The sequence below is a fragment of the Polaribacter porphyrae genome (assembly GCF_002954685.1).
Classification (GTDB): domain Bacteria; phylum Bacteroidota; class Bacteroidia; order Flavobacteriales; family Flavobacteriaceae; genus Polaribacter; species Polaribacter porphyrae.
In genome coordinates this window covers 2,998,151-3,013,286 of the sequence record NZ_MSCN01000001.1, presented here as the reverse complement: position 1 = coordinate 3,013,286, position 15,136 = coordinate 2,998,151, and the positions used below count along the sequence as shown (strand labels likewise).

Annotated in this window: 16 protein-coding genes; 6 read left to right on the top strand and 10 right to left on the bottom strand. The window is 27.5% G+C overall.

Going from position 1 to position 15,136, the window contains the following annotated elements; genetic code table 11:
- Positions 1-107 precede the first annotated feature (107 nt).
- The 3 genes from BTO18_RS13580 to BTO18_RS13570 all read right to left on the bottom strand — a co-directional run bounded on the left by BTO18_RS13580 (position 108) and on the right by BTO18_RS13570 (position 3,174).
- Complete coding sequence (locus BTO18_RS13580; protein ID WP_211295607.1) at positions 108-1,412, bottom strand: type II restriction enzyme; 1,305 nt, start codon at positions 1,410-1,412, stop codon at positions 108-110.
- Positions 1,381-2,214, bottom strand: a complete 834-nt coding sequence (locus tag BTO18_RS13575; protein WP_105016741.1) for a DNA adenine methylase — start codon at positions 2,212-2,214, stop codon at positions 1,381-1,383. The genes BTO18_RS13580 and BTO18_RS13575 overlap by 32 nt, the downstream gene beginning before the upstream one ends.
- Before the next feature lie 159 nt (positions 2,215-2,373).
- The gene (locus tag BTO18_RS13570) at positions 2,374-3,174 is read right to left on the bottom strand and encodes an alpha/beta fold hydrolase (RefSeq protein WP_367889236.1); all 801 of its coding nucleotides are present in this window, start codon (positions 3,172-3,174) and stop codon (positions 2,374-2,376) included.
- Positions 3,175-3,194: 20 nt separating this feature from the next.
- On the opposite strand from BTO18_RS13570, the gene brnQ reads away from it, so the two are divergent.
- Positions 3,195-4,475, top strand: a complete 1,281-nt coding sequence (gene brnQ, locus BTO18_RS13565) for a branched-chain amino acid transport system II carrier protein (RefSeq protein ID WP_105017588.1) — start codon at positions 3,195-3,197, stop codon at positions 4,473-4,475.
- A gap of 196 nt (positions 4,476-4,671) precedes the next feature.
- Here brnQ and BTO18_RS13560 read toward each other — a convergent pair whose 3' ends face one another.
- Positions 4,672-5,250 carry a Crp/Fnr family transcriptional regulator gene (locus BTO18_RS13560; RefSeq protein ID WP_105016739.1) on the bottom strand — a complete coding sequence of 193 codons (579 nt, stop codon included), beginning with the start codon at positions 5,248-5,250 and terminating at the stop codon, positions 4,672-4,674.
- Between the two features lie 152 nt (positions 5,251-5,402).
- Here BTO18_RS13560 and BTO18_RS13555 point away from each other — a divergent pair, with 152 nt between their 5' ends.
- From BTO18_RS13555 to BTO18_RS13545, 3 genes are all read left to right on the top strand, one after another.
- A complete protein-coding gene (locus BTO18_RS13555) occupies positions 5,403-6,242 on the top strand; it encodes a helix-turn-helix domain-containing protein (RefSeq protein WP_105016738.1) in 840 nt (279 codons plus the stop codon).
- Positions 6,243-6,564: 322 nt separating this feature from the next.
- On the top strand, positions 6,565-7,113 hold the full coding sequence (locus BTO18_RS13550; RefSeq protein WP_105016737.1) for a carboxymuconolactone decarboxylase family protein: 549 nt from the start codon (positions 6,565-6,567) through the stop codon (positions 7,111-7,113).
- Between the two features lie 27 nt (positions 7,114-7,140).
- A complete protein-coding gene (locus BTO18_RS13545) occupies positions 7,141-7,524 on the top strand; it encodes a plastocyanin/azurin family copper-binding protein (protein WP_105016736.1) in 384 nt (127 codons plus the stop codon).
- A 314-nt stretch (positions 7,525-7,838) separates the two neighbouring features.
- Here BTO18_RS13545 and BTO18_RS13540 read toward each other — a convergent pair whose 3' ends face one another.
- On the bottom strand, positions 7,839-8,402 hold the full coding sequence (locus BTO18_RS13540) for a YceI family protein (protein ID WP_146106938.1): 564 nt from the start codon (positions 8,400-8,402) through the stop codon (positions 7,839-7,841).
- A gap of 124 nt (positions 8,403-8,526) precedes the next feature.
- Between BTO18_RS13540 and BTO18_RS13535 the strand changes: the two genes are divergently transcribed.
- Entirely contained in the window at positions 8,527-9,390 is an 864-nt protein-coding gene (locus BTO18_RS13535; RefSeq protein WP_105016734.1) for a winged helix-turn-helix domain-containing protein, read from the top strand.
- Positions 9,391-9,394: 4 nt separating this feature from the next.
- On the opposite strand, the gene BTO18_RS13530 is transcribed toward BTO18_RS13535, so the two are convergent.
- The 3 genes from BTO18_RS13530 to BTO18_RS13520 all read right to left on the bottom strand — a co-directional run bounded on the left by BTO18_RS13530 (position 9,395) and on the right by BTO18_RS13520 (position 11,332).
- Positions 9,395-9,964 carry a hypothetical protein gene (locus BTO18_RS13530; RefSeq protein WP_105016733.1) on the bottom strand — a complete coding sequence of 190 codons (570 nt, stop codon included), beginning with the start codon at positions 9,962-9,964 and terminating at the stop codon, positions 9,395-9,397.
- A 116-nt stretch (positions 9,965-10,080) separates the two neighbouring features.
- On the bottom strand, positions 10,081-10,275 hold the full coding sequence (locus tag BTO18_RS13525; protein WP_105016732.1) for a hypothetical protein: 195 nt from the start codon (positions 10,273-10,275) through the stop codon (positions 10,081-10,083).
- Positions 10,276-10,456: 181 nt separating this feature from the next.
- On the bottom strand, positions 10,457-11,332 hold the full coding sequence (locus BTO18_RS13520; protein WP_105016731.1) for a helix-turn-helix domain-containing protein: 876 nt from the start codon (positions 11,330-11,332) through the stop codon (positions 10,457-10,459).
- 92 nt (positions 11,333-11,424) lie between these two features.
- Between BTO18_RS13520 and BTO18_RS13515 the strand changes: the two genes are divergently transcribed.
- Positions 11,425-12,207 (top strand): alpha/beta fold hydrolase, encoded by a 783-nt coding sequence (locus BTO18_RS13515; protein WP_105016730.1) that lies wholly within the window; start codon positions 11,425-11,427, stop codon positions 12,205-12,207.
- A gap of 46 nt (positions 12,208-12,253) precedes the next feature.
- Here BTO18_RS13515 and BTO18_RS13510 read toward each other — a convergent pair whose 3' ends face one another.
- Positions 12,254-13,714 carry a DUF4403 family protein gene (locus BTO18_RS13510; protein ID WP_105016729.1) on the bottom strand — a complete coding sequence of 487 codons (1,461 nt, stop codon included), beginning with the start codon at positions 13,712-13,714 and terminating at the stop codon, positions 12,254-12,256.
- A gap of 78 nt (positions 13,715-13,792) precedes the next feature.
- The gene (locus BTO18_RS13505; protein WP_105016728.1) at positions 13,793-15,085 is read right to left on the bottom strand and encodes an aminopeptidase P family protein; all 1,293 of its coding nucleotides are present in this window, start codon (positions 15,083-15,085) and stop codon (positions 13,793-13,795) included.
- Between the last annotated feature and the right edge of the window lie 51 nt (positions 15,086-15,136).

The window sequence follows — 15,136 nt, the reverse complement described above, 5'->3', positions numbered from 1 at the left end:
ATTTTATGCACGGACTTTTCGGTTTATAACATACTTTTAATTAATTGACTATTTTTGTGTTAAGCACTAAAACCGCTATTTTTTATATATGTTGTTAGGGCACGTTTTTATTCCTCAATCTGGTCGATAATCCAATTTATCCAACTCGAAATTGTAGATGCTCTTCTGTGAAATGTAACGTCAGAATTGATATTATACAAGTCAGATGTTTTCATTATTTCGACAATTGCGTTTATGCTTGGTTGTTCAGAATTTTCAAAATATGATTTAATTACTCGATTAAAAACTCGATGAGATAGAATAAGTTTAAAAAACTCTATTTGTCTGTCTGTAATGTTTAAACTAAAAATACGTTTGCCTAAATCCGTTAAAAAGTAATTTACTTCTCCGTTTTCTCTTGATTTATCGATCAGTCCTAAATATCTTCCTGCGTCTGTATAATAATTAGTTTGTCTAACGTCAAAATCATAGTTTACAGTTAAATATTCACGTGTTAAAGAACCATTTTCGTTTAGCAATTCACAAAGGTTAATTACTCTATCAAACGAGTCAGCTTGTGGAAAAGGAACTTCTAATTCCGCTGTTATTGGTGTTTCGTTTGCAATTTTTTGAATTAATTCCAAGTTTATTGCTCCATCACGAATTACATATCTTTTCTCACTTTTTAATTTTAGCGAATTATAATGATTTGGATCTTCAAAAACGTATTCTCGAAAGTGGAAAATACCATTAGAATAAGTTAGAAAAATTGGTTTTATTTCTTTGGCTATTTTGTTATTCCACAATTTGTATGGATAATACATTTGCCTAATCAAAAAGTCTTTTGAAATTGAGTTTTTTGCCTCAATTAAACTTAATGAATTAACTCCTTCATAACCACCATCTATTTCTATCTGACTGTTATTTACAACAATGTTTAAATTAGATTTTAGTGTTTTGATATTAAAATCAAAACTTGATGAACTCATTCGACCACTGACAGTTGGTTTTATTTCTTCATCTTGCACAAAATCTTCTATAATTCCCGTAACAAAAGCACAGTTTAAAGCTGTCGATTCGCTTGTAATATTATCGTGTTTAATACTTTCTAAATAATTTGGAAAGTCAATTTTAATTGGTGTTGGATCTTTGCTCTCAAAATCTTTGAAAGTCTCAAAGTCTGAAATTACATAGCTACCTCTTGAAATTGGTAATATTGAAAGTTCATTTTCTGCAAAAATTTCTGGTAGTTGTGATCGGAAATCAAATTTTGTCATTAAACGAGCTTCTCGAAACTCATTAATTTGTGTAGAATTAATTTCGAAAGCACCATTTTTTAAAACATTTTCCGAGATTTTATATTTTGCAAATAGCTTATTCCAAGCAATGTCGTTTTTTGTATCACTCATAATTTCTAATAAGTACTTCGTCAACTTCTCCACGTTTTGAAGCGTCTGAATTAATTGCTCTGTTTGCTTTTACAAATGTTATGTCGTATTTACAATAAAGATCTAAAATTAGTTGAGTTGCGGAATTTGAAACTAAAAATTTAACTCCTTGTTTGTCGAGTTTATCACACAAATCTCTTAATCTAACTTGGTCGAACATATTAAAACCGCCCTGAACGTAACCTGTAAAGTTTGAACTTTTTGAAACTGGGTCATAAGGTGGATCAAAATATACAAATGCTCCTTTTCTAATATTTTTTACTGCATTTTCAAAGTCACCATTAATAATCGTAATGTCGTTTGCATTAAAATATTTACTAACTGCTCTAATTGTTACGTCATTGACAATATTTGGATTTTTATATTTTCCAAATGGCGAGTTAAATTCTCCCGAATTATTAACTCTGTATAAACCATTGTAACAAGTTTTGTTTAAGAAAATAACTCTTGAAGCTTTTTTTACATCTGAAAGTTCGTCAAAACCTTCTCGACGATCTAATGCTCTGATACTGTAAAAATATTCAGATTCGTTAACGTGAGTTTTTAAATCTTCAATTAATTCTTCTGGTTGATTTTTTATAACATTGTAGGTATTTACAAGTTCAGAATTGAAGTCATTTACAATTGCTTTCTTTGGCTGAATTTCAAATAATACTGCTCCTCCGCCAACAAAAGGCTCGTAATAAGTCGAATATTTTTTTGGCAATAACTCATTAATAGCTGGCATTAATTGTCTTTTTCCGCCAACCCATTTTAGGAATGGTGCTATTAATTTATTTTTTTTCATTCGGTTGTTTTGTCGAGATCTACAAAGTAACGAAATTGAACGGACTTTTTTTAAGAAGAACGGACTTTTTTCAAATGTGCCCTAATATGTTTTGGATATGCAACGTTTTAATGTTTTATATCCAAAGTTAAACGAAGTTCGTGTTTTAAAGTTTATAATCTATAAAAAACCTTTTATTGTATATATAAGTTCTTCCCTATTCTCTATATGGCTCATATGGCCATTATGAAAAAGTGTAATCTCTGAACTTGTTTTTTCAGCTTCTTTAATTAAGTCTTTATAACCTAAGACAGGATCTTTTTTACCAGCAATAATTAGTTTTTTAAAATTGTTGTCTGCTAATATATGATTTCTATTTGGACGAATTCTCATACCTTCTTGTGCAGCAATATAACCTTGTAAAGAAGTTTGCAAAGCTTCATTTAAGGCAAATTGTATTTCCTCTTTAAAAAAGGTTCTACTTTGCTTACCAAACAAATTGATAAAAGACATTCTTACCATATTTGTAAAATTATTTTGAACCATTTTATTAGCTCTTTCTCGTCTATATTTTAGTTCATCATCATCAGCATTAGAAGTAGAATTCATCAAACACAATCCTTTTATTTTCAGTGGATTTTTTTCAGCAAAAGCCAAAGCTACATAACCACCTAAAGAATGCCCAACCAAAATACATTTTCTAATTTTTAAATACTTTAAAACAGCTTCTATTGTTTCTGCAAATAATTCCATAGAATGCACATAACCTAAACAATCTGATTTTCCATGTCCTAATAAATCAATTGTGATTATTCTATTTTTTTTAGAAAGTTCAGGAGTAATTTTATCCCACATTGTAGAGTTTTCTAAAAACCCATGAACTAATACAATTGTAGCTCCTTTTCCAACATCTGAAAAAGATACTTTTGCATTTTTAAAAGTGATTGAGTTTAGCATCACACAAAAATATGTATATTTCAAGAATAAAAATCTACCAAAAGATGAACAAAACAAAAGAAATTTGGATAGGAGGTTTTGCTCTATTCTCGCTCTTTTTTGGAGCAGGGAACTTAATTTTACCTCCAACTTTAGGTGCAAAAGCAGGTTTAGATTGGTGGATTGTAGTGTTCGGTTTTGTACTAACTGCAGTTACTATACCCATATTAGCAATTTTTGCACATGCTAAATTGCAGGGTACTTTATACGATTTTGGTAAAAAAGTATCTCCAACATTTAGTACTATCTATTGTTTTCTAATTTATATCATCGCTATCGCAATTCCATCACCTAGAACAGCTGCTGTAACTCATGAAATGACAGTGCAACCTTTTTTTGAAACTACTACACTTTTAACCAGTATTATATATTTTGTTTTGGTGTTCATTTTTGTAATTAATAGATCTAGAGTTATAGGTTTAATTGGTAAATTTTTAACTCCAATTATCGTTTTTATCTTACTAATAATTATTGGTATTGCTATTTTTAATGCTCCAGAGACTATTAACACTACAACTTTTATTACCCCATTTGTAGATGGTATTTTAGAAGGATACCAAACCTTTGATGCTATTGGAGGTGTAGTTGTAGGTGCAGTAATTATTATTTCTTTAAATTATAGTAGTCATACTACTTTCGAAGAAAGAAGAAACCTAATTAGAAAAGCAGGTTTAATTGCAGGTACAGGATTATTATTAATTTATGGAGGTCTAATTTTAAGTGGTACTTTATTTTCATCAACTTTTGCAAAAGATGCATCTAGAACAGAAGTTTTAACGGAATTAAGTGTACAAACTTTAGGGAATTTAGGTACTACTTTTTTAAGTGTTTTGGTTGCTTTAGCTTGTTTTACAACAGCTGTAGGTATTGTAACTGGTACAGCAGATTATATTAAAGGTGTATGTAAAAATTCACAAAAAGCATACATTGTTACTGCTGCATTAGCTTCTATAATCGGAATTATAGTTGGGAGTTATCAAGTAGATTTTATCATTACATTAGCTGTACCTTCTTTAATGTTTTTGTACCCAATAACTATTGTATTAATTTTACTAAATATTGTTTCTGATAAATTTGCATCAAAACTAGTATTTAGAGCTGTTGTTTTGGTAACTTTTATTTTTAGTATTCCAGATTTTTTAGGGTTTGTTATTCCCAGAGAAAGTTTAACTGGTATTAAAAGTATTATTCCACTTGCAGAATATAGTTTAGGTTGGGTGTTACCAGCTTTATTGGTTTTTGGTATTTTGAATTTTAATCAGTTTATAAAGGATACTAAAAATTAAGTTATATAATTTTAAAATAACAAAAAAGCGTAAACCTATGCTTACGCTTTAATGCACATTATATATGCTTAAAAAATTGGGGGTATATATAAATTATAGCAAAGATTAATTATAAGTAATAGTTAATCAAAATGTTAAAACAAATTTAACATTATTAACTACAAATAAAATTGACCTATGATAATAAATTGGTCTTTTAGGAAGTTGATTTACGAATTCTACTCAAACTTTCATTTGTAATACCTAAATAAGATGCAATATGGTAATTCTTTATACGTTGTTCTATTTCTGGATAGTTAGTTATAAATTTCACATACCTTTCCTTTGCTGACAACGATAAATAATTAATAATTCTTTTTTGAAAATGCGCGAAAGCTTTTTCTAATTTACTTCTAAAAAAGTTCTCTACAGATATCATTGTAGAACATAAAATTTCCATATCATTTCTAGAGAGTTTATAAATAACAGCATCTTGCAAGCACTCAATGCTCATTACTGATTTTTCGGAAGTAAAGAATGATGTATAGTCACTAATCCACCAATCTTTTATAGCAAATTGAGTAGTGTTATCTTTTCCTTTACTATTTATAAAATAAGATCTTAAACAACCACTTAAAACATAAAATTGATTATCTACATATATGTTCGGGTTTAAAAGAATATCTCCCTTTTTTAATTCAATTCTTTCAAATTTATCATTCGCAAATTGAATCTCTTTTTTTGATAGAGAATAGTTTTTAAAGATTATAGACGCAATTGAAACTTCGTTTTTCATTTAACCAGTTTAACCAATAAATTAGGTAAGTAACTCGTTATAAATATACTAAAAAAGAAATGATTAATTTTTAAAGCTATTTTTTTTGATAGAAATTAGAGATTGTATAATTTTAAAAATAAACTCGACCAAACATAAAATAAAACAAAAAAATGGCAGTTCAAGATATTATAAAATACACTTATAAAGATATTTTTTCTGTAAGTACAGTTCAGTTTAAAAAAGCTTGTAAAATTGATCATTCTGTACAACAAAATGCCTATTCTATTTATTGGATAAAGGAAGGAAAAGGAATCTACAATATTGATTTTGAACAATATAATTTTGAGGATAATATTTTATTTTTTTTATCGCCAGGACAAGTTTTTACAGTAGATTCTGAAGAAATAAAAACTGCTTATAAAATTACTTTTGTAAGAGATTTCTACTGTATTCAAACACATGATAAGGAAGTGGCTTGTAATGGAATTTTATTCAACAATATTTATGAAACTCCGTTTGTAAAACCTTGTGAGAAAGACACTAAAAAACTTAATTTTATTTTAGAAAGTTTAATTGATGAGTTTCAACAAGAAGAAACTGCACAGTATGATATGCTACAATCTTATCTAAAACAATTTATGATTTTTGCTGTGCGTGTACAAAAAGAAAACCATATAATTAAAGAAAATACAGAAACACGTTTATTTAAAGATTTTAGCACATTAGTTGAGCAGAATTTTAGAAAAATGCATGCTGTAACAGATTATGCAAACAGATTAGGAGTTTCGCCAAAATCTATCAGTAAACATTTTCAAAAACTGGGTACTAAAACTCCATCAGATTTTATAAAAAATAGAATTTTATTAGAAGCCAAACGTTTATTAATTTACACAGATAAAACTGTAAAAGAAATCGCGTTTGAACTTGGTTTTAATGATCCTGCATATTTTACACGCTTCTTTACAAAAGGCATTTCAAAATCACCTCTTCAATTTAAAAAAGAGTTTTAAAAGATTACAAAATCAATATAAAACCTCAATTACTTAATTGTTTTTGAGGTTTTTTTATGCACTTTTTTATGTAATCCAAACCAAAGGAACTTTTGTCCATTTTTAAAGGTTGATGTTGGTTGCATCTTTGTACCAGAATTAAAAAACAATCAGAAATTATGAAAACAATAGAACAAACACATTGCCCAAACTGCTGGGGATTTCAAACGTATGAATACCAAACAGAAGAACAAGAAGTTTGCGAAAGCAATCAAATATAGAAAATAAGTAAAATTAATAATAACAAAAACAGATGTTGAACTAAATTCAACACAAAGTAATTATGAGCACATTTAATGTACCCACAAAAAACGAAGTATCAGAAAACAATCAAGCAATTTTTAATCAACTAGAAAAAGGTTTAGGTTTTGTACCTAACTTATATGCCTCTTTTGCACATAGTAAAACTGCATTAGGTAACTTTTTAGCTTTTGGCAACTCAAAGACAAGTTTTTCTGCAAAAGAAAAAGAGGTCATAAATTTAGCAGTAAGTCAAGTAAATGAGTGTATATACTGTTTGTCTGCACACACTGCAATAGGAAAAATGAATGGTTTTTCTGAAGATCAAATTTTAGAATTAAGAACTGGCAATGCTCCTTTTAATGAAAAGTTAGATGCTTTAGCAAAATTTGCAAGAAGTGTAGCTATAAATAGAGGTGCTGCAACTGAAGAAGTAATCGAAGATTTCTATAGTGTGGGCTATACAAAAGGAAGTTTAGCTGACGCTATTTTATTAATTGGTGAAATTACCATCACAAATTATTTTCACAGAACAACAGAAGTTCCTGTAGATTTTCCAGTAGCACAACCATTAGTATTAACAACAATTTAAATAATAATAAAATTAAAGACAGAAATCATGAAAAAAATAATCGCAATTTTAGTAGTAGTAATAGGTTTCGCATTTAACACAAATGCACAAGACAAAATGATGAAAAAAGAAAATGTAAAAACAGTTTCTTTAGAACAAACAAAAGGTGAGTTTACACAAAAGCAAATTACTTTATCTGAAGGAACCTATATTTTTGAAATCTCAAATAATAATGTTGGTAAAAACGTGGGTTTCGTATTGCAACCAAAAGGTAAAAATGGTCAAGAAAACCATATTAAAGAAGCTTATGTAAAAGCTTTGGTAAAAAATAATACAAAGCAAATTTCAAATGAAGTTACACTAAAAAAAGGGACTTATACCTATTTCTGTCCTTTAAATAAAACACCAGAATACACATTAATAGTAGAATAAATTAAGGTTTTTAAGGTTTAAAAAGCGAGCAAATGCTCGCTTTTTTTATTTACAATTGGTTTTTTTCTTTCTATTTCCCATACATAAGTATATGTCCAGAAAAAAGAATGTTCTGGATTACTTCAACCTTTTGGAGGAAATCTAACTTCTGCTATTCCTTTATAATTAATTTTTTTTGCAAATCTTATAGGGAAAGTAAATACTTCTTTCCCTTAAATGCTATCTAATTTTATTAAATTTTTAGGTTCAGTTTCTTATCCGAAACAAACAATTGAGCAAAATAAAAATAATAGGATTATTGCTTTTTTCATCAATTAAATTTTTACAGAAACTTCAAAACCAATCCCATCAGAAATGGCACCATCTTTAAATTTACTTGTATAATTTACATTCCATTCTCTCCTATTAATTTTAAATCTAGTTTTCATTTTTTTATTTTTATAGTCAAATTCTGCATAAAAATTAATGGGTTTAGTAATTCCTTTTAAGGTTAAATTTGCTTCAATTCTGGCATTATTAGAATTAGAATACTCAACCTTTGTAAAGATTAATTTAGCTAAAGGATATTTAGAAACATCAAAAAAATCGGGATCTTTTAAATGATCTATTAAGTTGTCTTTTCCTTCTTGTTCCTTAATATCTGAATTTGTCATAGAATTCATATCTATTACAAATTCGCCACCAGTAATAGACTGTCCTGTTTTTATTAAGTATCCTTCTTTAAAATTGATATATCCATCATGTCCACCAAAAAAGAAAGTGAGTTCTCCAATCCATTTTATAGTGCTTTTTTGAATATTAATATTTAATTTTTCTTGTGATGAAATGGTAATGTTTGCTAGCAAAACTGTAATAATACATAAGACGATTTTTTTCATGTTTTTAGTTTTAAATGAATTTTCTATAAAACTATTTTGAGTACTTGAAAAAAGTGTCAAAAAAATGTAAAAGAAGTGTCAACAGTTGTAAAATCTAATAAAATTGTTAGTTATTTGTATCAATATGAATAAAAAAGAAGTTTTTTTTGGAATTGTATTATTGTTTTTCGCTTTTACTTTATGGAGTTTTTATCCTCAAAAAAATGATACAAACGATTTTTCTGAAAGAGTAAAAATAGCTTTAAGAGAAGTAGGTAATCAATTATTGTTAAGTGAAGGCGATTCTACTTCTTTAATTCTTCCTGTAAAAAGAATATTAGAAAATAAATTTGAAATTTCTTTTGAAAACAAACTTGGTTTTGAACCTGACCAATTAGTGAATTTTTTAAAAGTTTCTGTGAACAAATCATCACTTTCTAAAAATTATAGAGTTGAAGTTTTGCAGTGCTTTGATAACGAAGTTGCATATAGTTATGAAATAAATATTGATGAGGAAAAGACATTAATACCTTGCTCAGGAAGATTTTTACCAAAAAAATGTTATTTAATTCAAGTTCATTTTTTAGATAGTAGAGCTTTAAAAAACAAGACACTCTATTATATTTTTATCCCTTTAATTTTAGTTTTTTTTTACTGGCAATCTTTTATAAAGAAAAAGAAAAAATATCTAGAAAATAAGAATTTACAGAAACATAAAACTTTAGGAAGTTTTATGTTTTATCCAGAACAGAATAAACTGGTAAAAAAAGCTAAAGAAATTGCATTATCTAAAAAAGAATGTGAGTTACTAGAAATTTTTATTACAAATGCAAACAAAGTTGTAAAAAGAGAGGAGCTTACCAAAAGAGTTTGGGAAAATAATGGTGTAATTGTAGGCAGAAGTTTAGATACTTATATTTCTAAATTACGAAAGAAACTTAAAGAAGACAGCTCAATTAAGCTGATAAATATTCATGGTGTAGGTTATAAATTAGAAATAAAAGAATAGGTTATTATTTTCTAATAGTTATCATTTTAATTTTTGTTGATGGATTAATTTTAGATTCATCAATTTGGTAAGAATTAAAAAAAACACCTTCTAATAAAAAGTGATAATCGCCTGCCATTAAAGTAGTTCTACCTTCAATTTCACTACCATGAGTTTCACTGTTTGGGTAGTTTTCTTTCACTTCTTCAAAAGTACTTCCAACTCCTATGCCTTTGTCAGTTTTGTATTTTGGCGATGTTATTTCTATTTTATTAATTGATTTTTTATCAAAAGAATTTATATAAACAAAACCAATTTTTTCGTCATCTTTATTAAGTAAATTAAACCTTTTAAAAATTTCTTTTCCGTTTTTGTTGTCAATTTTTTCTAATCTTTTTGAGTGAGATTTATAAGAATCGCCAACTTTAACGCCATCAACTTCTACTTCTGTAATTAGATATTTGGCATCAATTTCGAAATCAACATAAGAAGTGTTATCATAATTACTTGCTAATTGATTTGATGTTTTCTTTTGGTTTTTACAAGATGTAAAACTTGCTAGGGTTAATAGCATAATTAAAATCCAATTCCTCATAATCTCTTCATTTTTAATTTAATACATATCAAAATTAAAGAACTAAAAAGAAAAATCTCTTAAATATGTGTTAATGCAGTATGTATTTAACTTACCTTTATATACAACTCTTAATATCATGTTAAAAAAGAAGAACAAACATCCGTTTTAGTAGGTAAATTAGCTCGTTCTCCAAAACCTGGTAATCCATCAGCTACTCCTAAATTATGCTGTATGTATTTACCTGTATTAATATAGGCTATTGGCTCTTTTTCTCCAGTTTCAATGCTCTTTAGTAATTCCTTTACTTTCTGTTTATTAGAAATTTCCATTTTCTCTATTTTATTTATTCTATTACTTGTTTTATTTACAGTTTTACAGCTTTGTAAAAAATGATTGTAAACACAATTAAAATTATGATTCTTTTCATTTAATAATGATTTAATTCGTGATGCAAAGCTGCAAGAATATATGGTTATGAAAAAGGTAATAAACGGAAAAAAGATGATACTTTTACTCCTTATTATGTTTTTCTCTAAACGCTAATGGAGTAGTGTTTAAGTTTTTTTTAAAGAACTTAATAAAATTTGTAGGTTCCTGAAAACCTAGTGAATATGAAATTTCCTTACTATTATTAGTAGTGTGTACAAGTAATCTTTTTGCCTCTAAAATAATTCTATCATTAATGATTCTTTTAGGACTTCTCCCTAATATTGTAGAAGTCGAAGCATTTAATTTTTTAGGAGTAATATGCAATTGACTACAATAAAAATCAACTTTTTTGTGAGTAATAAAATTAGCTTCTAACAACTCTTTAAATTGCATTGTATACTCTAGGTTTTGATTTTTATCAAACTCATTAAAATTTAAACTTTTCTTTACTCTTTCTGCTTGTAATAAGAAATTATATAAGTAGTTTTTTAAAATAGTATTTTGAATATTATCTTTAGATATAGATAATTCTGATTTGATCTGGTTAAAAATCTGCAGAAAAGTATATTTAGATTCTTCAATCTCTACTTTAGAAATCGATTGTAAATCATTAAAAAGAATATTTGTTTTTAAGTATTTAGTGTCTTGTTGAGTTTTACAAAAAAAATCATCAGTAAATAAAATAGCTTTACCTTTAACATACTTCTTTTTATCAAAACGCTGTACACTATTTTTAGGAACAAAAAGTAATGTATTATCTTTCTCTATCTCAATGAGTTTAAAATCAATCCAATGTGTTGTTCCTCCTTTTTGGAACCATAAAACATGATAAAATTCTGCTCTATGAGGTTTTATCATATCATTATAAAAATTTCTATAAAAATAACTGAAATCGAGAATTTCTAACTCTTGAGGCAGTCCTTCTTTAAAATCATATTTTTTAATAATTTCAGTCACTAATGTATAGTATGCTTTTACAGTTTTGAAATATACTTAAATCATTCTCAAAATAAAAGCTGTATTTTTGCGTTTTTAATATTTTGTAGAGCTTGTTAAATTACTATAAATATCCTAATAATACTTCAAAAGAATGGGTAACCTTTGTACATGGTGCAGGAGGCAGCAGTTCTATATGGTACAAGCAAATTCGCGATTTTAAAAAACATTTCAACGTCCTTATTTTAGATTTACGAGGTCATGGAAACAGCAAGCCAAAGTTAAAAGATACTTTTAACCCCAAATATACTTTTGACTCAATTACTAACGATATAGTTGAAGTAGTTGAACATCTAAAAATCAAAAAATCACATTTTATTGGCATTTCTTTAGGTACAATTTTAATTAGAAATTTAGCTGAAAAACGCCCAGAATTAGTACAAAGTATGATTATGGGTGGTGCAATTATTAAACTTAATTTTCGCTCTCAAGTATTAATGAGGTTAGGTGTTATTTTTAAATCTGTTGTACCTTATATGTTATTATACAAGTTTTTTGCTTTTATAATTATGCCAAGAAAAAACCATAAAAAATCGAGACTACTTTTTGTAAATGAAGCTAAAAAATTGTATCAAAAAGAATTTTTAAGATGGTTTAAGCTTACATCAGAAATTAATCCATTATTACGTTTTTTTAGAGCAAAAGATATTAAAATTCCTACGCTTTATATTATGGGAGCTGAAGACCATTTGTTTTTACCTTCTATAAAAAGCATTGTTGCCAAACATATAACTTCTTCCTTATATATAGTTGATAATTGTGGGCATGTGGTAAATGTTGAACAACCAGAAGCCTTTAATAATCAAACGATTGGATTTATTCATTCTTTAGTATAAAATAACACGCAAAAACACATAGTTTTTACGTGCTATTAATATGTAGCTATTCTATTTTAATAGGAGATGTTTTAAGAATACCATCCGCAGTAATTAATAAAATCATTTTTTCTTTACCAATATTAAAACCTTCAAAATTAAGTGACTTTAGAGCTCCTTTTATAGTTAATTTATCGAGAATTATTTCTTTTATTTCTTCATTTATAAGTTTTTTGTAGTTCTCTAAATCACCTGCAATTTCTACTTTAGATTCATCCAATATTTTTTCCATATAAAATTTATCTGCTAACCAAGGAACAGCTTTATCAATTAAAATGCTGTTGGTATTCGATGTAAACTTTAAATCTTTTAGACGAACAACTTTTGTAATCGAGTCATATTCTGGAAATAAATTAAACCATAACTCACCTTTTACCCTTTTTTTGAATAATCCCTTGATTTTGCCTTTAAAATCAATTCCTATAGCTATAGTTTGGGCATCTACATTTTTACTTCCATAAATAAATATTTTATTAACTTTTACTTTATGTTTTTTATTTTTAGAAAAATAGGTCTTACCAGCAATCTTTTCGTTGATTTCTTTTTCAAGTTTATCAAAAGATATTGAAGTTGGGAGATAAATATTAAAATTCCCATCTTTTAATTGATCTACAGTTAGGTTTGGTTGTGGATCTTTATAGATTTTTGGTGCGTCTTTGTATGCTAACTTTAATTTAGATGAAAGCCCCACTTTAATATTAAAAGAATTACTATTAGAACTAATGTTATTAAAATAAAGCCCTGTAGGTTTTGTTTCTAACCAAGCATTTTCTTGAAGATTAATAGGTTTGCCTAATTTGGTCCAATATTTTTCTACTTCTTTTTTAATATTTACTTTGTTTACTTCAGCTTTTAAGAGATTATTTAGATTAGGAATTGCCTTATTAATAGCCTTTTTTAGTTCAGGTTTTACTAGACTTTTTACGCTAATAGTTATTTTAGGGTTTCCAAATATTGGTCCAACAATGTTTCCTAATAAAGGTATTTTTATTACTGCTTGGTGTAAAGATGCATTTAAATCTGTAGCTACATCAAAACTGTAATCTGGTTTAAGTTTTAAATCTACGTCTAAATATACAGTTGCTCTAGCTGTACCTCTACCTGTTTTGGTTACGTAGGCAAAGAAAATTTTTTTTCTTTTAGCACCATAAACATCTACTTTGATAGGTATTGCAAAACGCAATTTACTTCCTGAAACAGTAAATGATATTGGGCTATTTCTGTATAAACGAACATCACTTCTATAAAAACCTCCAATACCATTTTTTTGATGATAAACTAATCCTTTTGGGATTTTAGTATTTAAAAGATTTTGTATTTCTTTGATTGAGAAATTAAAGGGAAGAGTAATAAAAGAGTTTTTATACTCAACTTTTTTAATTGTTCCTTTACTTGGTTTTTCAGGGTAAATCTTTTTTGCACAACTAGTAAGCAATACAATAGTTAGAATTAAGATAATTTTCTTCATAATTAAAAGTTTTAGAACTCAAAATTATTTGAAAAAAACACTAATAAATATCCCTACAAATAGTGATATTTATTATAATCATGAATTCATCAACTCCTCTATTTCTTCAGCTTCTATAGGTATATTTTGCATTAAATTAAAAGGCTCTCCTTTTTCTTTGATAACCACATCATCCTCTAAACGAATGCCAAAACCTTCATCAGGTATATAAATCCCTGGCTCAACTGTAAACACCATATTTGCTTGCATAGGCTCATGTAATAAACCATAATCATGAGTATCTAAACCAATATGATGACTTGTACCATGCATAAAATATTTTTTGTAAGCTGGCCATTTAGGGTCTTCATTTTGCACATCAGCCTTGTCTAATAAACCTAGTTTTAGCAATTCAGAAGTCATAATTTTACCAACTTCTACATGATATTCTTTCCATAAGGTACCTGGAACTAATAATTTTGTTGCTTCTTTTTTTACATGGTTTACAGCATTGTAAACAGCTTTTTGTCTATCAGTGAACTTTCCATTTACAGGAATTGTTCTACTCAAATCACTTTTATAATTTGCATATTCTGCAGCAATATCAAACAAAATTAAATCACCATCTTTACATTGTTGATTATTTTCTATATAATGCAATACGTTTGCATTATTACCGCTTGCAATAATTGGAGTATAAGCAAATCCTTTAGATCTGTTTCTTAAAAATTCATGCATTAATTCTGCTTCAATTTCATACTCCCAAACATTGGGTTTTACAAAGTCTAAAATTCTTCTAAAACCTTTTTCTGTAATATTACATGCATGTTGCATTAAATCCAATTCAATTTGCTCTTTTACAGAACGTAGACGTTGCAAAATAGGATTACTTTTAGCCACATTATGTGCAGGATATTTTGCCAATAACCATTTTGTAAATCGACCTTCACGTGTTTCTGTTTCTACTGAAGCCCTATAATGTTCATTAGTATTGATGTAAAAAGTATCTGCATAAGTAATCATTTCAAACAATACTTTTTCTAAATCTTGTAACCAATAAATTGTTTTTACACCACTTGTTTTTGTAGCAGCTTTTTTGGTTAGTTTTTCACCCTCCCAAACTGCTATATGCTCATTAGTTTCTCTAACAAAAAGCACTTCACGTAATTCCTCATTTGGGCAATCAGGAAACAATAGTAAAACACTTTCTTCTTGATCTACACCAGATAAATAAAAGATATCTCTATGTTGCTCAAAAGACATAGTACTATCTGCGCTAATAGGATAAATATCGTTAGAATTGAAAACGGCAATACTTTTCGGCTTCATTTGAGCCATAAAGTTTTTACGATTTTTGATAAAAAGTTTAGAATCTATTGGATGATATTTCATGCTAAAAATAATTTTAAAATCAAAGGTAGCAATAATATTATCAACAAAAAA